General features: G+C 68.6%; 19 protein-coding genes. 12 read left to right on the top strand and 7 right to left on the bottom strand.

The genetic code is table 11. From position 1 onward, the window contains the following. Positions 1-120: 120 nt before the first annotated feature. Complete coding sequence (locus RA210_RS12180; protein ID WP_136490161.1) at positions 121-597, top strand: DUF1289 domain-containing protein; 477 nt, start codon at positions 121-123, stop codon at positions 595-597. A 69-nt stretch (positions 598-666) separates the two neighbouring features. On the opposite strand, the gene RA210_RS12175 is transcribed toward RA210_RS12180, so the two are convergent. Next, positions 667-1,533: a universal stress protein gene (locus tag RA210_RS12175; protein ID WP_201486629.1), complete on the bottom strand. Its 867-nt coding sequence runs from the start codon at positions 1,531-1,533 to the stop codon at positions 667-669. A 140-nt stretch (positions 1,534-1,673) separates the two neighbouring features. On the opposite strand from RA210_RS12175, the gene RA210_RS12170 reads away from it, so the two are divergent. Continuing rightward, entirely contained in the window at positions 1,674-2,276 is a 603-nt protein-coding gene (locus tag RA210_RS12170; RefSeq protein WP_201486628.1) for a tRNA-(ms[2]io[6]A)-hydroxylase, read from the top strand. A 57-nt stretch (positions 2,277-2,333) separates the two neighbouring features. Here RA210_RS12170 and RA210_RS12165 read toward each other — a convergent pair whose 3' ends face one another. The 3 genes from RA210_RS12165 to RA210_RS12155 all read right to left on the bottom strand — a co-directional run bounded on the left by RA210_RS12165 (position 2,334) and on the right by RA210_RS12155 (position 4,671). Further along, the gene (locus RA210_RS12165) at positions 2,334-2,990 is read right to left on the bottom strand and encodes a hypothetical protein (protein ID WP_201486627.1); all 657 of its coding nucleotides are present in this window, start codon (positions 2,988-2,990) and stop codon (positions 2,334-2,336) included. Between the two features lie 453 nt (positions 2,991-3,443). Further along, the gene (lpxH, locus tag RA210_RS12160; RefSeq protein WP_201486626.1) at positions 3,444-4,169 is read right to left on the bottom strand and encodes a UDP-2,3-diacylglucosamine diphosphatase; all 726 of its coding nucleotides are present in this window, start codon (positions 4,167-4,169) and stop codon (positions 3,444-3,446) included. A 4-nt stretch (positions 4,170-4,173) separates the two neighbouring features. After that, positions 4,174-4,671 carry a peptidylprolyl isomerase gene (locus tag RA210_RS12155; protein ID WP_201486625.1) on the bottom strand — a complete coding sequence of 166 codons (498 nt, stop codon included), beginning with the start codon at positions 4,669-4,671 and terminating at the stop codon, positions 4,174-4,176. 141 nt (positions 4,672-4,812) lie between these two features. On the opposite strand from RA210_RS12155, the gene RA210_RS12150 reads away from it, so the two are divergent. Continuing rightward, positions 4,813-6,483: a glutamine--tRNA ligase/YqeY domain fusion protein gene (locus RA210_RS12150; protein ID WP_136490167.1), complete on the top strand. Its 1,671-nt coding sequence runs from the start codon at positions 4,813-4,815 to the stop codon at positions 6,481-6,483. Next, positions 6,484-7,869, top strand: a complete 1,386-nt coding sequence (gene cysS / locus RA210_RS12145; RefSeq protein WP_201486624.1) for a cysteine--tRNA ligase — start codon at positions 6,484-6,486, stop codon at positions 7,867-7,869. Positions 7,870-7,941: 72 nt separating this feature from the next. On the opposite strand, the gene RA210_RS12140 is transcribed toward cysS, so the two are convergent. Then, positions 7,942-8,364: a DUF6306 domain-containing protein gene (locus RA210_RS12140; RefSeq protein WP_201486623.1), complete on the bottom strand. Its 423-nt coding sequence runs from the start codon at positions 8,362-8,364 to the stop codon at positions 7,942-7,944. Between the two features lie 130 nt (positions 8,365-8,494). Next, positions 8,495-10,054: a nitric oxide reductase transcriptional regulator NorR gene (gene norR / locus RA210_RS12135; protein ID WP_201486622.1), complete on the bottom strand. Its 1,560-nt coding sequence runs from the start codon at positions 10,052-10,054 to the stop codon at positions 8,495-8,497. Positions 10,055-10,236: 182 nt separating this feature from the next. Here norR and hmpA point away from each other — a divergent pair, with 182 nt between their 5' ends. The 8 genes from hmpA to RA210_RS12095 all read left to right on the top strand — a co-directional run bounded on the left by hmpA (position 10,237) and on the right by RA210_RS12095 (position 20,012). Beyond that, on the top strand, positions 10,237-11,418 hold the full coding sequence (gene hmpA, locus RA210_RS12130) for an NO-inducible flavohemoprotein (RefSeq protein WP_201486621.1): 1,182 nt from the start codon (positions 10,237-10,239) through the stop codon (positions 11,416-11,418). Between the two features lie 164 nt (positions 11,419-11,582). Further along, positions 11,583-12,773: an NnrS family protein gene (locus RA210_RS12125; RefSeq protein WP_201486620.1), complete on the top strand. Its 1,191-nt coding sequence runs from the start codon at positions 11,583-11,585 to the stop codon at positions 12,771-12,773. A gap of 242 nt (positions 12,774-13,015) precedes the next feature. Further along, a complete protein-coding gene (locus tag RA210_RS12120; protein WP_236574731.1) occupies positions 13,016-14,071 on the top strand; it encodes an AraC family transcriptional regulator in 1,056 nt (351 codons plus the stop codon). Positions 14,072-14,305: 234 nt separating this feature from the next. Further along, a complete protein-coding gene (locus RA210_RS12115) occupies positions 14,306-15,070 on the top strand; it encodes an SDR family NAD(P)-dependent oxidoreductase (RefSeq protein WP_201486619.1) in 765 nt (254 codons plus the stop codon). Between the two features lie 14 nt (positions 15,071-15,084). Further along, the gene (locus RA210_RS12110) at positions 15,085-16,275 is read left to right on the top strand and encodes an acetyl-CoA C-acyltransferase (RefSeq protein WP_136490174.1); all 1,191 of its coding nucleotides are present in this window, start codon (positions 15,085-15,087) and stop codon (positions 16,273-16,275) included. Between the two features lie 16 nt (positions 16,276-16,291). Further along, positions 16,292-17,065 carry an enoyl-CoA hydratase gene (locus tag RA210_RS12105; RefSeq protein WP_201486618.1) on the top strand — a complete coding sequence of 258 codons (774 nt, stop codon included), beginning with the start codon at positions 16,292-16,294 and terminating at the stop codon, positions 17,063-17,065. 239 nt (positions 17,066-17,304) lie between these two features. Next, on the top strand, positions 17,305-18,930 hold the full coding sequence (locus RA210_RS12100) for a long-chain fatty acid--CoA ligase (protein WP_201486640.1): 1,626 nt from the start codon (positions 17,305-17,307) through the stop codon (positions 18,928-18,930). Next, positions 18,927-20,012 carry a CaiB/BaiF CoA transferase family protein gene (locus RA210_RS12095; protein WP_201486617.1) on the top strand — a complete coding sequence of 362 codons (1,086 nt, stop codon included), beginning with the start codon at positions 18,927-18,929 and terminating at the stop codon, positions 20,010-20,012. The genes RA210_RS12100 and RA210_RS12095 overlap by 4 nt, the downstream gene beginning before the upstream one ends. 676 nt (positions 20,013-20,688) lie before the next feature. Here RA210_RS12095 and RA210_RS12090 read toward each other — a convergent pair. Beyond that, a complete protein-coding gene (locus RA210_RS12090; RefSeq protein ID WP_201486616.1) occupies positions 20,689-21,300 on the bottom strand; it encodes a hypothetical protein in 612 nt (203 codons plus the stop codon). Positions 21,301-21,400 lie beyond the last annotated feature (100 nt).

The following is a 21,400-nucleotide window of genomic DNA, read 5'->3' as shown; positions in this document are numbered from 1 at the left end:
GGCGGATTCTACTGGAAAGACCGCGATAAGTTAAGCAAGACTCCCGGTCGCTGGCGGATGACCCGGCTTAGACAAAGGGCTAACATGCCGCCCAGTTTCCTTCGCCAGTCCGCTTCCGCCATGTCCCAACAGCGCATCAAGACCCCCTGCGTCGGCCTCTGCTCCACGGTCTACGGCGACCTGGTGTGCCGTGGCTGCAAGCGTTTCCACCACGAGGTGGTGAACTGGAACCTGTACGGCGAGGAGGAGAAGCGCGCCGTGTGGCGGCGCCTGGAAGGCCTGCTGGTGCAGGTGGTGCAGGCCAAGCTCGAGGTGATCGATGCGGCCCTGCTGCGCCGCCAGCTGGAGCAGCGGCAGATCCGCTTCGTGGTCCAGCAGTCGCCCTACTGCTGGGCCTACCAGCTGATCGCCCGTGGCGCGCGGCAGATCCAGCAGATCGAGGCCTACGGCATCACGCTGCTGCCCGAGTTCCGCGGCAGCGGCCTGCCCGAGCTGCGCGATGCCATCGACCGCGAGTTCTTCCTGCTCTCCGAGGCCCACTACCAGCGCTACATCGCGCCGCGCTTCCTGGTCGACGGCGAGGATATCCGCGTCTGATCGCGCCACCGTTGTAGGAGCGAATTCATTCGCGACAGGGTCGCAGATGAATCTGCTCCCACAGGGGGATCAGGGTTGTTCTTCGAGCAGCTTCTCCAGGTGGTCGCAGATGTCGTCCGGCTTGAGCACCAGCACGTCGCTTTCCAGCACGTCCAGCACCACCTCGGCGGTGTTGCCGATCAGCGCGCCGGATAGGCCGGTGCGCGCCACGGTGCCGAGCACGGTGACCACTGCGTCGAGCTGCAGGGCCAGCTGCGGGATCAGCAGGTCGGCCGGGCCTTCGGCGATGTGCAGCTGGTGGTTGCTCAGGCCGTATTCGTCCTGGAAGCGCTGGCAGGCATCGCGGTAGCGCGCGGCTATGGTCTCGCGCAACTGGAAGGTCGGGTCGGCGGCGCTGAGCATCGGCGCCGGGTGGGCGCTGAGCACGTGCAGTTCGCCCCTGGCCAGGTGGGCGACCTCGTGGGCATGGCAGACGATGGCCGCGTGCAGGGTCTGGTGCTCGGGATCGTCGTTGCCGACGTCCACCGCGGCCAGCACCTTGCCGCCGCCCCACGGGCGGTCGGTCTTGACCAGCAGCACCGGGCAGGGGCAGTAGCGCAGCAGCTTCCAGTCGTCCGGGGTGAGCAGGGCCTTCTTCAGCGGGTTGTCCGGGTAGTGCTGCTTGACCACCAGGCCGCAGCCTTCGGCCTGCTGGGCGGCGATGATGATCTCGTGGCTGGCGTCCTGCCATTCCTGGCGGGTGCTGACCTTGAAGCCTTCCGTCTCCAGCCCTTCGGTCAGTTCGCCGAGGAACTCGCCGCGGTCGTGCTGGCCGTCGCAGACCAGCAGGTGCAGCTCGGAACCGGTGCAGCCGGCGATCAGCCGCGCGCGCTTGAGCGCGAGGCTTTCCTCCTGGTCGGGTTCCAGCACTACCAGGATGCTGCGGATGGCTTGCATGGTCGTCTCCCTCATTGGCTTCAGGTTCAACTCTAGACGCAGGCAGGAGGAATGCCGCTTGATGCACGTCAACCGCCGGGCATGCCGGTGGCGGGCGGGAGCCGTATAATGCGCGGCTTCCCAAGACTAGCCGGATTGCCATGTCCCTGCTCCCCGAGATCGAGAGCTTCCTGCTCTGCCCGACGCCCCAGGCCTGGATCGACCAGGCGCTGCAACATCCCGAGATCCTGCTGATCGACCACGCCAACTGCGAGAAGAAGGCGGCGAGCACGGCGCTGACCCTGCTGTATCGCTATGTAGAAAAGGAGGACCTGCAGTACAAGCTGTCGCGCCTGGCGCGCGAGGAACTGCGGCATTTCGAGCAGGTCGCCGCGCTGATGAAGAAGCGCGGCGTCGCCTACCGTCCGGTCAGCGCCTCGCAGTACGCCCAGCGCCTGCACGCGCACATCCGCAAGCACGAGCCGGGCAAGCTGGTCGACACCCTGATCGTCGGCGCCTACATCGAGGCGCGCTCCTGCGAGCGCTTCTACCGGCTGGCGCCGTTCCTCGACGAGGAGCTGGGCAAGTTCTACGTCTCGCTGCTCAAGTCCGAGGCGCGCCACTACCAGGACTACCTGAACATGGCCCGCCAGTACGCCGGCGAGCCGATCGACGAGCGGGTGGCCTTCTTCGCCGAGATCGAGCGCCAGGCGATCCTCACCCCGGACGCCGAGTTCCGTTTCCACAGCGGCGCGGCGGCCTGAAACGAAGAGGGGGGCATCGCTGCCCCCCCTTTTCTCATTTCAGGTTATCGCCGCTATTCAGTGGGCGGTGACGATCACGCCGGCCGGCCACTCATCCTCACCGGCGTTGCGCCGTTCGGCCCAGCTGCACAGCAGCTGCATGCCGAGGAAGCCGGCGGCGATGAGCAGCGGATAGGCCGCCATCAGCTCGAGCAGCGAGTACTTCCAGGCCAGCGGGCGGCCGATGCCGAGCATGGCGGCGTAGAACCAGGATACCGCCGAAACCGAGCCGGCCAGCAGCGCCAGGCTGCGCAGGCCGCGGGGCAGCTGCAGCAGCGAGCCGCTCTTCTGCAGGGCGGGCAGGACGGTGCCGTGCAGGATGAAGCCGTTGAGGGTCAGCAGGGTGACGATGGTCACCTTGGCCTGCAGCTTGGGATTGAGGAAGTACTCCATGCCCTTGCCGGCATAGTCGAGGCCGACGATGCCGATGCCGCTGACCCACAGCACGATCAGGGCGAGCGAGACACTCTTCTTCAGGTGTTCGAGATGCTGCGCCTGTTCGGGCTCGGCGGCGCCACCGCGCAGCAGGTTGCGGATCAGCGCCACGTCGCTGGTGAGGATCAGGCCGACCGCCACGCAGCAGGCGATCAGGTGGACGTAGACGATGCCCATGCGCGCGAGTTCGACGGCGGTTTCCTGTTGCAGGAATGCCTGGAGGAAGTTGCTCAGTTCCATGGTTGCCTCTCTGTTTCTTTTTTCGGTGCCGGCGGCACTTGCGATTGATTGGATGGAGGTCCTTGTTCCTGGTGTTGCAGCGGCAGGGCGCTCGCCGCAGGTTGCGGCTGCTGAAGTATCGCCTTGCCCAGTTGTGCTGACGGGGCGTCGTGTCCCGTCGGTGGGGCGGCTCCTCTTCGGGGAGATAGGGGAGCCATGGCGGCGGGCGCGAGTAGGGGCGCCATCACCGTGCTGTCTGTTGCGACAGTGAGGAGTGAGAGTGAATGGATCGTGAAATGGTTCGCAGTATTCGTGAAATGGCGACGAATGGATGGGTCGATTCACTTGCGCAGTTTGTGAATTGATAGTAGGCGAGTTGTGTCTTGCGCGAAGCCGATGGCTCTGCAACGGCCGCCGGCAGCGGTTTGCGAGCGCAACGCAGCCAGGGTGGCGCGTTGCCGGTCGCGGGCGGGCTCAGTCCAGCGGAAAGGGCGCCAGGCGATAGCCCTGCGCGTCCACTTCCAGCGCCCAGCCCTGGCGGTCCCAGTCGCCGAGGACGATGCGTTGGGCGTTGTGGCCGTCGACCAGCAGTCGGTGCACGGCGGGGCGGTGGGTATGGCCGTGGATCAGGGTGCGCACGCGGCGCTCGGCCATCACCTGCGGCACCACCTCGGGGGTGACGTCGATGATGTCGGCGGCCTTCTCGCGGGTGCGCATGCGGCTGGCGTCGCGCAGCTTGCGCGCCAGCTTGTGGCGGGTGGCCAGCGGCAGGTTGCGCAGCAGCCACAGCGAGAGCGGGTTGCGCAGGCGCTTGCGTAGGCGCTGGTAGCTCTCGTCGCGGGTGCACAGGCTGTCGCCGTGTAGCAGCAGCACCGGCTCGCCGTACAGTTCCACCACGCTGCCTTCCCTGAGCAGGGTGCAACCGGCTTCGCGGCAGAAGCCCTTGCCGAGCAGGAAGTCGCGGTTGCCGTGCATCAGGTAGATGCGCGTGCCCTTGTCGCTCAGGCGGCGCAGGGCGCTGGCGATGGAGCGCTGGAACTCGTCCATGCCGTCGTCGCCGATCCACACCTCGAAGAAGTCGCCGAGGATGTACAGCGCTTCGGCACCGGCGGCGCGGGTATCCAGGAAATGCAGAAACGCCCGGACGATGTCCGGGCGCTGCGCTTCAAGATGCAGGTCCGCGATGAACAGGACGCTCATCGAATCACTCGGCGACGACTTCGGCCTTCTCGATGATCACGTCGTCCACCGGCACGTCGCCGTGGCCAGAGCGATTGCCGGTAGCCACGGCCTTGATCTTGTTGACCACGTCCATGCCTTCCACCACTTCGCCGAACACGGCGTAGCCCCAGCCCTGGGTGGTCGGTGCGGTATGGTCGAGGAAGGTGTTATCGGCGACGTTGATGAAGAACTGCGCGCTGGCCGAGTGCGGGTCCATGGTGCGGGCCATGGCGATGGTGCCGACCTTGTTGGACAGGCCGTTGTTGGCCTCGTTCTTGATCGGTGCGCGGGTGCTCTTCTGCTTCATGCCCGGTTCGAAGCCGCCGCCCTGGATCATGAAGTTGCCGATCACGCGGTGGAAGATGGTGCCGTTGTAGTGGCCGTCCTTCACATACTGCTCGAAGTTGGCGGCAGTTTCCGGGGCCTTGTCGGCAAACAGCTTGAGGGTGATGACGCCGAAGTTGGTGTGCAGCTTGATCATGGAGGGAATTCCGCTGAATGGGTGAGGGCATCCGGCACCTGCGGCGGCAGGTGGTCTGTCGGGTGCCTGACGGGTTCGCTATGATAAGCGCTTTGCATTGGCTGGCCTACCCTGGCCGGCACCGACATGTTCAAGGACACCATGAGCAAGCCCACCGTCGAAAAAGCCGCCAACTTCCTGCGCCCGATCGTCCAGGCCGACCTGGAAGCCGGCAAGCACGCCAAGATCATCACCCGCTTCCCGCCGGAGCCCAACGGCTACCTGCACATCGGCCACGCCAAGTCGATCTGCCTGAACTTCGGCCTGGCCGAGGAGTTCGGCGGCGAGTGCAACCTGCGCTTCGACGACACCAACCCGGCCAAGGAAGACCAGGAGTACATCGACGCCATCAAGGCCGACGTCGAGTGGCTGGGCTTCAAGTGGGCCGGCGAGGAGCGCTACGCCTCCAACTACTTCGACCAGCTGTACGCCTGGGCGGTGCACCTGATCGAGGCCGGCAAGGCCTACGTCTGCGACCTGTCGCCGGACGAGGCGCGCGCCTACCGCGGCAACCTGACCGAGCCGGGCAAGAACAGCCCGTTCCGCGAGCGCAGCGTCGAGGAGAACCTCGACCTGTTCGCGCGCATGAAGGCCGGCGAGTTCCCCGACGGCGCCCGTGCGCTGCGCGCCAAGATCGACATGGCCTCGCCGAACATGAACCTGCGCGACCCGATCCTCTACCGCATCCGCCACGCCCATCACCACCAGACCGGCGACAAGTGGTGCATCTACCCGAGCTACGACTTCACCCACGGCCAGTCGGACGCCCTGGAAGGCATCACCCACTCGATCTGCACTCTGGAGTTCGAGGATCACCGCCCGCTGTACGAGTGGTTCCTCGCCAACCTGCCGGTGCCGGCCCAGCCGCGCCAGTACGAGTTCGCCCGCCTCAACCTGAACTACACCATCACCAGCAAGCGCAAGCTCAAGCAACTGGTCGATGAGAATCACGTGACCGGCTGGGACGACCCGCGCATGTCGACCCTGTCCGGCTACCGTCGCCGCGGCTACACCCCGGCATCGATCCGCGCCTTCTGCGACATGATCGGCGTCAACCGCGCCGGCGGCCTGGTCGACATCGGCATGCTGGAATTCGCCATCCGCGAGGATCTCGACGCCAACGCCGCGCGCGCCATGTGCGTGCTCAAGCCGCTCAAGGTGGTGATCACCAACTATCCGGAAGGCCAGGTCGAGAACCTCGAGCTGCCGCGCCATCCCAAGCAGGACATGGGTGTGCGCGTGCTGCCGTTCTCCCGCGAGATCTACATCGACGCCAGCGACTTCGAGGAAGTCCCGCCAGCCGGCTACAAGCGCCTGATCCCCGGCGGCGAAGTGCGCCTGCGCGGCAGCTACGTGATCCGCGCCGACGAGGCGATCAAGGATGCCGAAGGCAATATCGTCGAGCTGCGCTGCTCCTTTGATTCGAACACCCTGGGCAAGAACCCGGAAGGCCGCAAGGTCAAGGGCGTGATCCACTGGGTGCCGGCCGCCGAGAGCGTCGAGTGCGAGGTGCGCCTGTACGACCGACTGTTCAAGGCCGCCAACCCGGAGAAGACCGACGAGGAGGGCGGCAGCTTCCTCGACAACATCAACCCGGAGTCGCTGGTGGTGCTCAAGGGCTGCCGCGCCGAGCCGTCGCTGGCCAATGCCGCGCCGGAAGAGCGCTTCCAGTTCGAGCGCGAAGGCTACTTCTGCGCCGACCTGAAGGACTCGAAGCCGGGCGCCCCGGTGTTCAACCGTACCGTCACCCTGCGCGACTCCTGGGGGCAGTGAATGACGCTTTCCATCTACAGCACCCTGTCCAAGAGCAAGGACGCGTTCAAGCCGCTGGAAGGCAACAAGGTGCGCATGTACGTGTGCGGCATGACCGTCTACGACTTCTGCCACATCGGCCACGCGCGAGTGATGGTGGCGTTCGACGTGGTCGCCCGCTGGCTGCGTCATCGCGGCTATGAGCTGACCTACGTGCGCAACATCACCGACATCGACGACAAGATCATCAAGCGCGCCAACGAGAACGGCGAATCGTTCCAGGACCTGGTCGCGCGGATGATCAAAGCGATGCACGAGGACGAGGCGCGCCTCAACGTGCTGCGTCCGGACATCGAGCCGCGCGCCACCGACCACATCGCCGGCATGCACGCGATGATCCAGACCCTGATCGACAAGGGCTTCGCCTACGCCCCGGGCAACGGCGACGTCTACTACCGGGTCGGCAAGTTCGAGGGCTACGGCAAGCTGTCGCGGCGCAAGATCGAGGACCTGAAGATCGGCGCGCGCATCGAGGTCGACGAGGCCAAGGAAGATCCGCTCGACTTCGTGCTGTGGAAGGGCGCCAAGCCGGGCGAGCCGAGCTGGGAATCGCCCTGGGGCGCCGGACGTCCGGGCTGGCACATCGAGTGCTCGGTGATGTCCACCTGCTGCCTGGGCGAGACCTTCGACATCCACGGCGGTGGCCCGGACCTGGTGTTCCCGCACCACGAGAACGAGATCGCGCAGAGCGAGGCGGCCACCGGCAAGCTGTACGCCAACGCCTGGATGCATGCCGGCGCGGTGCGCGTCGACGGCGAGAAGATGTCCAAGAGCCTCGGCAACTTCTTCACCATCCGCGAGGTGCTGGAGAAGTACCACCCCGAGGTGGTGCGCTACCTGCTGGTGTCCAGCCACTACCGCAGCCCGATCAACTACTCCGAGGACAGCCTGCGCGAGGCCAAGGGCGCCCTGGAACGCTTCTACAACGGCCTCAAGGGCCTGCCGGACGCGCAGCCTGCCGGTGGCGAGGAGTTCGTCGCCCGCTTCGGCGCGGCGATGGACGACGACTTCAACTCGCCGGAAGCCTGCGCGGTGCTGTTCGAGATGATCCGCGAGGTCAACCGCCTGCGCGAGTCGGATCTTGCCGCCGCCGCAGCGCTGGCCGCGCGCCTCAAGGAGCTGGCCGGCGTGCTCGGCGTGCTGCAGCTCGACCCCGAGGCCTTCCTGCAGGCCGGCGCCGCGGGCAAGGTCGACGCCGCCGAGGTCGAGGCGCTGATCGCCGCGCGCCTGCAGGCACGCGCCGAGAAGAACTGGGCCGAGTCCGACCGCATCCGCGACCAGCTCACCGCCATGGGCGTGGTGCTGGAGGACGGCAAGGGCGGCACCACCTGGCGTCTGGCCGAGTAAGTCGATCCGCTGTACCGGAAGGGGCTGCCGAGAGGCGGCCCTTTTCGTTTGTGGCGCGCTATTTGTAGTGCGCTACTGCTGCTGCGCAGCCGCGCTGTTCTCCTCGTGGATCTGCAGCATCCGCTCCAGTTCGCGGCGGATCAGCGCGTCCTCGCAGCCGGGCAGGAACTCGCGCAGCTTGCGGATCACCCACTGCTGGCCCCGGTCGACGAAGGCCAGGCGCTCCTCCAGCGATTCGATGGCCATGGCCTTGTCGTAGAAGGCGCCGGTCTCGTGGTTGGGGGTGAGGCCCAGGTGCTTGAGGCAGGTCAGCAGGTGCTGGCAGCTCTCGCCCTCGCCCGCGAGGATCTGCTGCAGCAGTTCGCGCTGGTCGGGATCGGTGGCCTGGCGCAGGGTTTCGCCGGCCACCCTGGCGCCGGCGCGCTCGGCGCTGAGCAGGGTCTGCAGCAGCTCGGCCTGGTCGGCAGCGCTGTGGAGGTGGGCTGAGTCGGTCATGATCGGGCTCCCCGACGGTTGGTCCTGGCAATCCATGGTAGCCGGTTTGCCCTGCCGCGGGGGCGGGAGCAGGGCCGACAATGCCCGCTGGCGGAACCGCACCGCAGGTCCGCGAATGGGGCGGCCCGCCTCAGCGCAGCTCCAGCCGCCTGGCCAGCCGGTGCAGGTTGGCGCGGTCCAGGCCCAGCTCGCGGGCGGCGGCGGCCCAGTTGTGGGCGTGGCGCTCCAGTGCGGCGGCGATCTGCTGGCGCTGGAACTGCTCGGTGGCCTCGCGCAGGTTGCCGCCGGGCGCGGGGGCCGTGGCCTCGGCGGCGGCGCTGGCCGGGGTGGCCGGCATCGTGCCCGGCAGGCCGAGCAGCTCGGCGCCGATGCTGAGGATGCGCCGGCGCTCGCTGCGCTCGCCGGCGGCCATGGCCTTGAGCGCGGCGCGGCCGATCAGGTGCTCCAGCTCGCGCACGTTGCCCGGCCAGTCGTAGGCGAGCAGGGCGGCCTGCGCCTCACTGGTCAGACGCAGGCTGCGCAGGCCGAGGCGGGCGCGGTTCTCCTCGAGGAAGTAGCCGGCCAGCAGCAGCACGTCGCGGCCGCGCTCGCGCAGCGGCGGCACCGGCAGCGGGTAGACGCTCAGGCGGTGATAGAGGTCGGCGCGGAAGCGCCCGGCGCGCACCTCCTCGGCCAGATCGCGGTTGGTGGCGGCGATCACCCGCACGTCGACGCGATGCTCGCGGTCGGAGCCGACCCGCTGCAGCTGGCCGCTCTGCAGCACGCGCAGCAGCTTGGCCTGCACCGTCAGCGGCAGCTCGCCGACCTCGTCGAGGAACAGCGTGCCGCCGTCGGCCAGCTCGAACTTGCCGTGACGTTCGTTCACAGCACCGGAGAAGGCGCCGCGCACGTGGCCGAACAGCTCGCTCTCCACCAGGGTGTCCGGGAGCGCGGCGCAGTTGAGGCTGATCAAGGGCTTGCGCGCCCGCGGCGAGGCGCCATGGATGGCCTGGGCGACCAGCTCCTTGCCCACCCCGGTCTCGCCGCTGATCAGCACGCTCAGGTCGCTGCCGGCGACCAGGGCGATCTCCTCCAGCAGGCGCTGGTGCTCGCGGCTCTGGCCGATCAGCTCGCGGCGCGCCTGCTGGCCGGCGGCCTCGCGGTACACCTCGACCAACTGCTCGTCGTGCTCGGCGCGGCGGGTCAGGGCGTCGATGCGCTCGGCGGCGCGCACCGTGGCGGCGGCCAGGCTGGCGAAGGCTTCCAGGTTGTCCAGGTCGATGTGTTCGAAGCGCGACGGGTCGAGGGCGTCGAGGGTCAGCAGCCCCCAGGGCTGCTCGTCGACGTACAGCGGACAGCCCAGGCAGTCGTGCACTTCCAGGTGGCCGGAAAGGCCCTCGACCAGGCCGTCGTAGGGGTCGGGCAGGGCGCAGTCGGCGGCGAAGCGGGTCAGCCCGCGATGGGCCAGCAGGCTCTCGAAGCGCGGATGCTCGCTGACCCGGAAGCGCCGGCCGAGGGTGTCGGCGCTCAGGCCGTCCACCGCCAGCGGCACCAGGGTGTCGCCGTCCAGGCGCAGCAGGGCGGCGGCATCGGCCGGCAGCAGGGCGCGCAGGGCGCCGAGCAGGCGGCGGTAGCGTTCCGCTTCCGGCAGGTCGCGGGACAGGTCGGCGACCAGCGGGATCAGGGCGTTGAGCAGCGGATGCGTTGTCATTTCGATAGCGTGTTGTCGGGTTGACAGCGTTCGGTTGTTGTCGTGATGACTCGCGATAATCTCAAGCCATTGATTTTATTGAATAAAAATTCTGGCACGGAAACTGATATGTCCATTGTGCTTGCGTGCAGGCGGCCTGTCGATGGCCGCCCATCTCACTTGGTCCCATTCAGGAGTTGTCCATGCTGTCTGCTCAACAAACCGCCATCATCAAGGCCACCGTCCCGCTGCTGGAAACCGGCGGCGAAACCCTGACCAAGCATTTCTACAAGATCATGCTCGGCGAGTACCCGCAGGTGAAGGTGCTGTTCAACCAGGCCCACCAGGCCAGCGGCGACCAGCCGCGCGCGCTGGCCAACAGCGTGCTGATGTACGCCCGTCACATCGACCGCCTGCAGGAGCTGGGCCCGCTGGTCGGCCAGATCGTGCACAAGCATGTGTCGCTGCAGATCCTCCCGGAACACTACCCGATCGTCGGCTCCTGCCTGCTGCGCGCCATCCGCGAGGTGCTCGGCGAGGAGATCGCCACCGACGAGGTGCTGGAAGCCTGGGGCGCCGCCTACCAGCAGCTGGCCGACATCCTGATCGGCGCCGAGGAAGCGGTGTACGCCGCCAACGAGGCCAAGGAAGGCGGCTGGCGCGGCTCGCGCCAGTTCCGCGTGGCGCGCAAGGAAGCCGAGAGCGAGGAGATCACCTCCTTCTACCTGCAGCCGGTGGACGGCGGCGCGGTGCCGGAATTCGTGCCGGGCCAGTACCTAGGCCTGCGCTTCGTCATCGACGGCGAGGAGATGCGCCGCAACTACTCGCTGTCCGCCGCGCCGAACGGCCGCGAGCTGCGCATCAGCGTCAAGCGCGAGGAGGGCGGCCGCATCTCCAACTACCTGCACGACGAGGTGCAGGTCGGCGCCGAGCTGGAAGTCTTCCCGCCGGCCGGCGACTTCGTCCTCGAGGACAGCGACAAGCCGCTGGCGCTGATCACCGCCGGCGTCGGCATCACCCCGGCGGTGGCCATGCTCGAGCAGGCGCTGCAGAGCGGCCGCGAGGTGCGCTTCATCCACTTCGCCCGTCACGGTGGCGTGCACGCCTTCCGCGAGTGGCTGGACGAGAAGAGTGCCCAGCACCCGCAGCTCAAGCGCTTCTATTGCTACAGCGAACCGCGCGAGGGCGATGTGGCCGACGCCGAGGGCTTCAGCAGTGCCGCGCTGCTCAACGACTGGCTGCCGGAGCAGCGCGATCTGGACGCCTACTTCCTCGGCCCGAAGCCGTTCATGGCCCAGGTGAAGAAGCAGCTCGCCGAGCTGGGCGTGCCGCAGGCGCAGTGCCGCTACGAGTTCTTCGGCCCGGCGGCGGCACTGGAGGCCTGAGCCAGGCTGGGGTGATGCACGGTGGTGATCGTTCCCACGCTCCGGCGTGGGAACGCTGTGCAGGGACGCTCCGCGTCCCACTACCGCCGTGGCAGGGCGCGGAGCGCCCGGAGTCCGGTGCCCACGCAGGAGCGTGGGCACCATCAGCAATACAGGAACACATCATGCAGTTGGTCGACCGCAAGGCCCTGTTGCAGATCGCGCCGCTGTGGCGCCTCGGTTTTCGTCCCTTCTTCCTCGCCGGCACGGCCTTCGCCGCGCTGGCCATTCCCCTCTGGCTCGGCGCGCTGGCCGGGCTCTGGCCCGTCTGGCAGCCGGCCGGTGGCGCACTGGCCTGGCACCGCCACGAGATGGTGTTCGGCTTCGGCGCGGCGATCATCGCCGGCTTCCTGCTCACCGCCGCGCAGAACTGGACCGGCCGCCCCGGTCTCTCCGGACCGCCGCTCGCCGCACTGGCCGGGCTCTGGCTGGCGGCGCGACTGGCCTGGCTGCTGGGCGCGCCGCTGTGGCTGCTGATCCCGCTGGAAATCGCCTTCCTGCCCGCCGTTGCCGTGGTGCTCGGCCGCATGCTGTGGGCGGTGCGTCAGGTGCGCAACTACCCCATCGTCGGCGTCCTCACCCTGTTGACCCTGGCCGACCTGCTGGTGGTCGCCGGCCTCGCGCAGTCCAACGATGCCTGGCAGCGCCAGGGCGTGATCGCCGCGCTGTGGCTGGTGGCGGTGATGATGGGCCTGATCGGCGGACGGGTGATCCCGTTCTTCACTCAGCGCGGTCTTGGCCGCACGGCGCAGGTGCCGGCGCTGCCTTGGCTGGAATGGAGCGCCCAGGGCGGCCTGGTGCTGCTCGCCGTGCTCACCGCCAGCGGCCTGGCCCTCGCGCCGCAGGCCTGGCTGGGCGCGCTGTTCGCCCTGGTGGCGCTGCTGCACGGCGTGCGCCTGGCGCGCTGGCACGACGCCGGCCTGTGGCGGGTGCCGCTGCTGTGGTCGCTGCACCTGGCCTATGGCTGGCTGGTGGTCGCCCTGGCCGGGCAGGCGCTGTGGCACTTCGGCCTGCTGGCCAGCTCCAGCCTGGCGCTGCACGCCCTCGGCGTCGGCGGCATGGGCGGGCTGATCCTCGCCATGGTCGCGCGGGTCAGCCTCGGCCATACCGGTCGGCCGCTGCAGCCGCCGGCGGCGATGGCCTGCGCCTTCGCGCTGGTCAACCTCGGCGCCGCGGCGCGGGTGCTGCTGCCGCCGTTCTTCCCGCTCGGCGGCCTGCATCTGGCCGGCACGGCCTGGGTGGCGGCCTTCGTCCTGTTCGTCTGGCACTACGGGCCGATGCTGTGCCGCCCGCGTCTGGATGGCCAGCCGGGGTAGGGTGCGCCGTGCGCACCAACTGCCTCGACGGCGTGCCTGCGGTGCGCATGGCGCACCCTACGTCCGTTCCGCAGTAGGGTGCGCCATCAGCGATATATGGCAACTCGCGCAGCGATTGCCCACCGGGGTGCTGCAGGGTGGACAAGGCTGCGCCGTTGTCCACCCTACATGTGTACCCGTTCTGGCGCTGCAGGCCCGCCTTGCCCTATGGTGTCCGCCCACTCATCAGGGAAGCGGACCCCGTGATCCAGCGCGTAGCACCGGTAGTCAAGGACAGCATCTCCATCCGTCTGGTCGAGGAGGCCCTGCGCGGTTTCGCCGAGCGCGGCGAGCCGGTCGACGAGCTGCTGCGCGAGGTGGGCCTGGAGCCGGCGCTGCTGGCCGACCGTAACGCGCGGGTCGAGGTGCGCGACTACAGCCGTTTGTGGCTGCATCTGGCGCGTCGCTTCGACGACGAGTTCTTCGCCATGGACCCGCGGCGCATGCGCTGGGGCAGCTTCGCCTTCCTGTGTCGCACCTGCCGCAACCAGGCGACCCTGGAGGAGGCGCTGCATACCGCGCTGGACTTCTTCGCCCTGACCTTCGAGAACTTCCGTCCGACCCTCGCCCGCAGCCAGAGCCTCGCCGAGGTGGTGCTGCACGAGCGCACGGCCGCGCCGCTGCGGCCCTTCACCTGCTTCACCTTCTGGCTGCTGCTGCACGGCCTGGCCTGCTGGCTGGTGGGTCGGCGTTTCCCGTTGCTGGCGGTGGAGCTGCGCGGCGCGGAGCCCGAGTACATCGGCGACTACCGGGTGATGTTTTCCGACAACCTGCGCTTCGCCCGCCCGTCGAACCGGATCATCTTCGCCGCCGAGGTGCTCGACCTGCCGGTGCGGCGCAGCGAGGCGGAGCTCAGCGAGTTCCTCGCCCGCGCACCGTCGAACATCCTGGTCAAATACCGCGACACCGGCAGCCTGGCCCACCGCATCAAGGTCCACCTGCGCAGCCTGCCGGGTGAACGCTGGCCGACCGGCGACGAGCTGGCCCAGGTGCTGTGCATGTCGCCCTCGACCCTGCGTCGGCGGCTGGCCGAGGTCGGCCAGTCCTACCAGGCGATCAAGGACGCCGTGCGCCAGGAGCGCGCTACCGCCTGGCTGGCCGATCCGCAGGTGAGTTTCGGCGCCATCGCCGAGCGCCTCGGCTTCGCCGACGTCAGCGCCTTCTACAAGGCCTTCCGCAAGTGGACCGGCACCAACCCCGGCCACTACCGCACCTTGATCCTCGCCCCCGGCATTGGCCAAAACGGTCACGCAGATTGACAGGAACGGCCATTGCCGGGCCGTGGTCCGCTGACCAATATGAAGCCATCACGCCTGTCGTGCTTCCGAACTAGAACAAGATAAGGAAACCGCCATGCCGCCCTGCTTCCCTGTCGTGCATCCCCCCGCGGGCTAGTCGCCCGACAGCTTCCCGCCAATCCCGATCAAGTGGTTGCGCCGCCCGTGCGCCGGCCTCCGGCTGCCCGCGCGTCGCCAGAACAAGAGAGACAACTCATGCGCATCCCCAACAAGGTATTCCTGGTCACCGGCGCCGCCTCCGGGCTCGGCGCGGCCACCGCCAGCGCGCTGGTCGAGGCCGGCGCCCGGGTGCTGCTGGTCGACGTCGCCGCCGCCGTCGAGGCGCGCGCCGCCGAGCTGGGCGCCAATGCCCGCGGCCTGGTGGCCGACATCACCGACGAGGCCGCCGCGCGCCGCGCCGTGGCCGCCGCCCGCGAGACCTTCGGCGCGCTGCACGGACTGGTCAACTGCGCCGGCGTGGTCGGCGGCGAGAAGGTGCTCGGCCGCAACGGCCCGCACGCGCTGGAGAGCTTCAGCCGCATCGTCGCTATCAACCTGATCGGCACCTTCAACATGCTGCGCCTGGCCGCCGAGGTCATGGCCGAGGGGACTCCGGACGAGGGCGGCGAGCGTGGGGTGATCGTCAATACCGCCTCCATCGCCGCCTTCGACGGGCAGATCGGCCAGGCCGCCTACGCCGCCTCCAAGGGCGGGGTGGCCGCCCTGACCCTGCCGGTAGCGCGCGAGCTGGCGCGCCATGGCATCCGGGTGATGACCATCGCTCCCGGCATCTTCGAGACGCCGATGATGGCCGGCATGAGCGACGAGGTGCGCGCCTCGCTGGCCGCGGGCGTGCCGTTCCCGCCGCGCCTCGGCAGGCCCGAGGAGTACGCCGCGCTGGTCCGCCACATCGTCGAGAACAGCATGCTCAACGGCGAGGTGATCCGCCTCGACGGCGCCCTGCGCATGGCCGCCAAGTGACAGGAGAACACCCCATGAACCACGAAGATCCGATCGTCATCGTCGCCAGCGCCCGTACTCCCATGGGCGGCTTCCAGGGCGACTTCAGGAACGTGACCGCCCCCGAGCTGGGCGCCGCCGCGATCCGCGCCGCGGTCGAGCGCAGCGGCCTGCCGCCTGAGGCGGTGCAGGAAGTGCTGATGGGCTGCGTGCTGCCCGCCGGTATCGGCCAGGCCCCGGCGCGCCAGGCGGCGCTGGGCGCCGGTCTGTCCCGCTCTACCGTATGCACCACCTTGAACAAGATGTGCGGCTCGGGCATGCAGACGGTGATCCTCGCCCACGACCTGCTGCGCGCCGGCAGCGCCGATGTGGTGGTCGCCGGCGGCATGGAAAGCATGTCCAACGCGCCCTACCTGCTGGACAAGGCACGCGCCGGCTACCGCATGGGCCACGGCAAGGTGCTCGACCACATGTTCCTCGACGGCCTGGAGGACGCCTACGACAAGGGCCGCCTGATGGGCACCTTCGCCGAGGACTGCGCCCAGGCGCACGGTTTCAGCCGCGAGGAGCAGGACGCCTATGCGCTGGCCTCGCTGCAGCGCGCCCGCGACGCCATGGCCGACGGCTACTTCGCCGGGGAAATCGTGCCGCTGACGGTCACCCAGGGCCGCGAGCAGCGCCTGGTCGCGCAGGACGAACAGCCGCCCAAGGCCAGTCCGGAGAAGATCCCGACTCTGCGCCCGGCGTTCCGCGACGGCGGCACGGTGACCGCGGCCAACTCCAGCTCGATCTCCGACGGCGCCGCCGCGCTGGTGCTGATGCGCCGCTCCGAAGCCGAGCGTCGCGGCCTGCGTCCGCTGGCGGCGATCCGCGGCCATGCCGCCTTCGCCGATGCACCCAACCTGTTCCCCACCGCGCCCATCGGCGCGATCCGCAACCTGATGCAGCGCACCGGCTGGAGCCTCGATCAGGTCGACCTGTTCGAGATCAACGAGGCCTTCGCGGTGGTCACCATGGTCGCCATGCGCGAGCTGGGCCTCGATCACGCCAGGGTCAACGTGCACGGCGGCGCCTGCGCCCTCGGCCACCCGATCGGCGCCTCCGGCGCGCGCATCCTGGTCACCCTGCTGGCGGCGCTGCGCAGCCACGGCCTGCGCCGTGGCGTGGCGGCCATCTGCATCGGCGGCGGCGAGGCCACGGCGATGGCCGTCGAGCTGCTGGACTGAATACAAGGAGAGTCCGATGAACTACGAAACCCTGCTGGTGGAGATCCGCGAGCGCGTCGCGCTGATCACCCTCAACCGTCCCCAGGCGCTGAATGCGCTCAACTCCCAGTTGGTCGGCGAACTCAACCAGGCGCTCGACCGCCTGGAAGCCGACCCGCAGATCGGCTGCATCGTCCTCACCGGCTCGAGCAAGGCCTTCGCCGCCGGCGCGGACATCAAGGAACTGGCGGACATGACCTTTCCGCAGATCTACCACGACGACCACTTCGCTCAAGCCGACCGCATCGCCGCGCGGCGCAAGCCGGTCATCGCCGCGGTGTCCGGCTACGCGCTGGGCGGCGGCTGCGAGCTGGCGCTGATGTGCGACTTCATCTACGCCGCCGACACCGCCCGCTTCGGCCTGCCGGAGATCACCCTCGGCGTGCTGCCGGGCATCGGCGGCACCCAGCGCCTGACCCGCGCCATCGGCCGCGCCAAGGCCATGGAGATGTGCCTGACCGGGCGCATGATGGGCGCCGCCGAGGCGGAAAGCGCCGGGCTGGTGGCGCGGGTGTTCCCGGCCGACAGCCTGCTCGAGGAAACCCTGCAGGCCGCCCACGCCATCGCCGGCAAGTCGCTGACCGCGGCGATGCTGATCAAGGAGTGCATCAACCGCGTCGACGAGACCAGCCTCAGCGAGGGCGTGCGCTTCGAGCGGCGGGTGTTCCACTCGGTGTTCGCCACCGCCGACCAGAAGGAGGGCATGGCGGCCTTCGTCGACAAGCGCGCGCCGAACTTCACCCATCGCTGAGCTGTGCCTGCGTCATGCGGCCAGGGAACCGGGTAATCGCATGAATAGCCTCCGAGCCTGGTCAATCCGCTGTAGGGGCGAATTCATTCGCCAAAGCGCCCCGTCAAGGCGAATGAATTCGCCCCTACGGACCGGGAAATTGGCTTCATGCGATTGCCCAGCGGCTAGGGAACCGGCCGCCGATATCCGTTGAAAACAACAACAAGAAAGTAGAGGAAATCGCAATGCTCGAAGGTCTGATGCAGAAGGCGCCGCTGCTGATCAGCGGCATCCTCACCCATGCCGCCAGCGCCCATGGCGACACCGAGATCGTCTCGCGGCTGGTCGACGAGCCGCTGTGGCGCTACGACTACCGCGGCCTGGCGCAGCGCGCCGGACAGGCAGCTTCGCTGCTGCAGCGCCTGGGAATACGCGCCGGCGACCGGGTGTCCTCGCTGGCCTGGAACACCCATCGCCACTACGAACTGTTCTTCGCCGTGCCGGGCATCGGCGCGGTACTGCACACCGCCAACCCGCGGCTGTCCGACGAGCAGATCGCCTTCACCCTCAACCACGCCGAGAGCAGCGTGCTGCTGTTCGACCGCAGCTTCGCGCCGCTGGTCGCCCGCCTGCGCCCGCAGCTGCCGCACATCCGCCACTTCATCGTGCTGTCGGATCGCGACTGCTTCGATGTCGGGGAAGGTGCGGTGCCCTGCTATGAAGCGCTGATTGCCGGTGAGCGCCCCATCGACTGGCCGAGCTTCGACGAGAACGCCGGCGCGGTGCTCTGCTACACCTCGGGCACCACCGGCGATCCCAAGGGCGTGCTGTACAGCCATCGCTCGGTGGTGCTGCACGCGCTGGCCGCCGGCCTCAGCGGCGCCTTCGGCCTGTCGGCCTTCGACTGCGTGATGCCGTGCTCGTCGCTGTACCACGGCACCGCCTGGGGCCTGCCGTTCGCCGCGGCGATCAACGGCTGCAAGTTCGTGCTGCCCTGCGACAGGATGGACGGCCGCAGCCTGCAGGAACTGATCAGGAACGAGGGGGTGACCTTCTCCGGCGGCGTACCGACCATCTGGACCATGTACCTCGACCACCTGGAGCGCAGCGGCGAGGACGCCGGCACGCTCGAGCGCCTGGTGATCGGCGGCTCGGCGGTGCCGCGGGCGATGGCCGAGAAGTTCCAGGGCAAGTATGGGGTGACCATCCGCCAGCTGTGGGGCATGACCGAGACCAGCCCGCTCGGGGTGATCTCGACGCCGACGCCGAAGCTGACCGCGCGCGGCCAGGCGGCCACCGACGAGGTGATCTGGACCCGCCAGGGGCGCCTGCAGTTCGGCATCGAGCTGAAGATCGTCGACGAGGAGGGCAGCGAGCTGCCGCGCGACGGAGTGACCCCGGGCAAGCTGCTGGTGCGCGGGCCGTGGACGGTCGAGCGCTACTTCCGCAGCGAGAAGAGCGCGCTGGACGCCGACGGCTGGTTCGACACCGGCGACATCGCCACCCTCGACGGCGACGGCTTCATGCGCATCACCGACCGCAGCAAGGACGTGATCAAGTCCGGCGGCGAGTGGGTCAGCTCGATCGACATCGAGAACGTCGCGGTGGCCTGCCCAGGGGTGAAGATCGCCGCGGTGGTCGGCGTGTTCCACCCCAAATGGGAGGAGCGCCCGCTGCTGGTAATCGAGCCGCACGAGGATGCCGAGGTGTGCGTCAAGCGCGTGCTGGCCCACCTCGAGCCGCATATCGTCAGGTGGTGGATGCCCGACGCGGTGGTGATCGACCGCGTGCCGCTGACCGCCACCGGCAAGATCGACAAGAAGGTGCTGCGCGAGCGCTACCGCGACTATCTGGTCGCCGAGTTGCGGCTGGAGGCGCAGGGATGACGACCGACCGGCAGGGACCGCTGGCCGGCCTGCGCGTGCTGGAGTTCGCCGGCATCGGCCCCGGGCCGCACTGCGCCATGCTGCTCGCCGACATGGGTGCCGACGTGGTGCGCATCGAGCGCGCCGGCGGCAACGGCTGGCCCAACCCGGTGGCCGACCGCGGCCGCCAGGTGCTGGAGCTGGACATCCGCAGCGCGGCCGGGCGGGCGCGCTGCCTGGAGCTGGCCGAGCGCGCCGACGTGCTGATCGAGGGCTTCCGCCCCGGGGTGATGGAACGCCTCGGCCTCGGTCCGGAGGAGCTGCGCGAGCTCAATCCGCGGCTGGTCTACGGGCGGATGACCGGCTGGGGCCAGGATGGACCGCTGGCCCGCGCCGCCGGCCACGACATCAACTACATCGCCCTGACCGGCGCGCTGGCCGCCATCGGCGGGCGTTCGGGCGGGGCGATCCCGCCGCTCAACCTGGTCGGCGACTTCGGCGGCGGCTCGCTGTTCCTCGCCTTCGGAATCATGACGGCGCTGTGGGAGCGCGAGCGCTCCGAGCAGGGCCAGGTGGTCGACGCCGCCATCGTCGACGGGGTGTCCTCGCTGATGAGCTTCTTCGCCGGCGGCAGCCTGTCGATGCAGCGCGAACGCAACCTGCTCGGCGGCGCCGCGCCGCACTACCGCTGCTACCGCTGCGCCGACGGCGGCGAGATCGCCGTCGGCCCGCTGGAGCCGCAGTTCCTGCGCGAGCTGCTGGAGCGCATCGAGGCGCCCGAGCAGCTCTACGCCGGCTGCGACGATCCGGCTGAATGGGCGGCGCAGGGCGAGTGCCTGGCCGCGCTGTTCGCCCGCCGCACGCGGGACGAGTGGTGCGCGCTGCTGGAGGGCACCGACGCCTGCTTCGCGCCGGTGCTCACGCTCGACGAGGCGCCGCAGCACCCGCACCTGCAGGCGCGCGGGGTGTACCGCGAGGTCGACGGGCAGCTGCAGGTGGCGCCGGCGCCACGGCTGTCGCGCACGCCGGGGGAGGCGCGCGCCTCGGTGCGGCTGGCGGCGGATGCGCCGCTGTGGGGGGAAGCGCGCGCGGCGGTAACCTGAGAGGAGGGGGCGGTTACCGGTCATACCCTCAGGTGTTACCGGGTCTTTCCGGCGTAACGGGCGCTGGGCAGTCCGGTAACGGGAACGGCCCCTTCGGGGGCTATGTGCGGTGCTTCAGAATTCTCAAGTTGTTGATTTATAAGGGTTTTCTAAAGTTGGCACGCCATCTGCTTTATTCTTGGCACGACAAAAACAAGAACGCATCACAACAGAACAAAAACAACACGTAACGACTCCATAACAACAAGAACAATCGGATGGAGGCGCAGCAAACAGATTCTTTTGGAGAGGAGTTGCCCGACAGGGTTCTCCCCCGACCGGACCGAGAACGATAAAACTGCCCCGAGGCAGCGGCCAGCACCGGTAGGACCCGCTAGGGTTGTGGCGACATCAGCGTCCAAAGGAATACGTTTGTTCTTGAGTCCCTGCTTGGGACCTTAACCGGACCATGGAGTCCGGGCGGGCAACCAACAAGAACAACAAGCCTGTACCAACAAGAAGAACACAGCACGACCGACTTCAAGGGGGAGCCTACGGGCTCCCCCTTGTGCTATCTGCGATCCGTTCGAGCCTGACCGGCAGCGCTGCCGGCTCGCGGCTGTTTCGCCCGGAGGGCGGGGCACGTTGCGCCTATCCCAGCTCCATCACCCATCGCTCGCGTCCGCCGGCGGCCGACTCACTGGGCCTCGACGGTCACCGCCAGTTCCGAGTCCTGGCGGATCATCACCTCGCGGTTGACGTATTCGGGCTTGACCTCGACATCCGGGCGCATCTGGTAGGTGCGGCTGCTGCCGTCGGCGAACTGCAGGGTGGCGGTATGCGCGGTGGGGTCGATGGCCTTGATCACGGCGGTGCTCGCGCGGGTGCTGGACACCAGCAGGCCCGGCTTGCTGCCCTCCGGCGGCGTCATCACCATGGCCGCGCCCTTCATGGACTCCTCGTCGCCCTTGCCCGGCTCGCGCAGGTAGATGGCGCTTTCCACCCTGGTGGTCGCCGTGACCCTGTCGCCGACCTCGAGCTGCGGGTGGTTGCGCATTTCCGGCGGGGCCTGCACGGTGCGCCGATTGCCCTGCCGATCCTGCAGGGTGAAGGTGCGCTTGCTGCGCTCGATGGCGACCACGGTAGCCTCGACTTTCTCCTCCTCGATGATGATCCCGCCCGGCACGCCTGCGGCAACGACGGCGCTCTGGCTGAGCGTGCTGGTCAGTGGCTGGTCGTCGGGCTGGCTGGCGCAGGCACCGAGCAGGGTGATGCCGACCAGCAGGGGAAGGTTGCGAATCACGGACATGGAGCTCTCCTCGGGATGCCTGTGCGCGGTTGCTTGCGCACGCCCCATGCAGCTTAGTCAGTGTTGCGCATGGCAGCAGGGTTGCCGGCAGGGTGGCTTC

The sequence above is a fragment of the Pseudomonas sp. OF001 genome (assembly GCF_904426495.1).
Taxonomy (GTDB): domain Bacteria; phylum Pseudomonadota; class Gammaproteobacteria; order Pseudomonadales; family Pseudomonadaceae; genus Geopseudomonas.
The sequence above is the reverse complement of the archived record's forward strand: the minus strand, read 5'-3'. Positions and strand labels throughout refer to the sequence as shown.

What these genes read in the sequence shown, in the direction of transcription:
- RA210_RS12180 (WP_136490161.1), top strand. Translation starts at nt 121, where the DNA reads ATGTCCCAACAGCGCATCAAGACCCCCTGCGTCGGCCTCTGCTCCACG.
- RA210_RS12175 (WP_201486629.1), bottom strand. Translation starts at nt 1,533, where the DNA reads ATGCAAGCCATCCGCAGCATCCTGGTAGTGCTGGAACCCGACCAGGAG.
- RA210_RS12170 (WP_201486628.1), top strand. Translation starts at nt 1,674, where the DNA reads ATGTCCCTGCTCCCCGAGATCGAGAGCTTCCTGCTCTGCCCGACGCCC.
- RA210_RS12165 (WP_201486627.1), bottom strand. Translation starts at nt 2,990, where the DNA reads ATGGAACTGAGCAACTTCCTCCAGGCATTCCTGCAACAGGAAACCGCC.
- lpxH (WP_201486626.1), bottom strand. Translation starts at nt 4,169, where the DNA reads ATGAGCGTCCTGTTCATCGCGGACCTGCATCTTGAAGCGCAGCGCCCG.
- RA210_RS12155 (WP_201486625.1), bottom strand. Translation starts at nt 4,671, where the DNA reads ATGATCAAGCTGCACACCAACTTCGGCGTCATCACCCTCAAGCTGTTT.
- RA210_RS12150 (WP_136490167.1), top strand. Translation starts at nt 4,813, where the DNA reads ATGAGCAAGCCCACCGTCGAAAAAGCCGCCAACTTCCTGCGCCCGATC.
- cysS (WP_201486624.1), top strand. Translation starts at nt 6,484, where the DNA reads ATGACGCTTTCCATCTACAGCACCCTGTCCAAGAGCAAGGACGCGTTC.
- RA210_RS12140 (WP_201486623.1), bottom strand. Translation starts at nt 8,364, where the DNA reads ATGACCGACTCAGCCCACCTCCACAGCGCTGCCGACCAGGCCGAGCTG.
- norR (WP_201486622.1), bottom strand. Translation starts at nt 10,054, where the DNA reads ATGACAACGCATCCGCTGCTCAACGCCCTGATCCCGCTGGTCGCCGAC.
- hmpA (WP_201486621.1), top strand. Translation starts at nt 10,237, where the DNA reads ATGCTGTCTGCTCAACAAACCGCCATCATCAAGGCCACCGTCCCGCTG.
- RA210_RS12125 (WP_201486620.1), top strand. Translation starts at nt 11,583, where the DNA reads ATGCAGTTGGTCGACCGCAAGGCCCTGTTGCAGATCGCGCCGCTGTGG.
- RA210_RS12115 (WP_201486619.1), top strand. Translation starts at nt 14,306, where the DNA reads ATGCGCATCCCCAACAAGGTATTCCTGGTCACCGGCGCCGCCTCCGGG.
- RA210_RS12110 (WP_136490174.1), top strand. Translation starts at nt 15,085, where the DNA reads ATGAACCACGAAGATCCGATCGTCATCGTCGCCAGCGCCCGTACTCCC.
- RA210_RS12105 (WP_201486618.1), top strand. Translation starts at nt 16,292, where the DNA reads ATGAACTACGAAACCCTGCTGGTGGAGATCCGCGAGCGCGTCGCGCTG.
- RA210_RS12100 (WP_201486640.1), top strand. Translation starts at nt 17,305, where the DNA reads ATGCAGAAGGCGCCGCTGCTGATCAGCGGCATCCTCACCCATGCCGCC.
- RA210_RS12095 (WP_201486617.1), top strand. Translation starts at nt 18,927, where the DNA reads ATGACGACCGACCGGCAGGGACCGCTGGCCGGCCTGCGCGTGCTGGAG.
- RA210_RS12090 (WP_201486616.1), bottom strand. Translation starts at nt 21,300, where the DNA reads ATGTCCGTGATTCGCAACCTTCCCCTGCTGGTCGGCATCACCCTGCTC.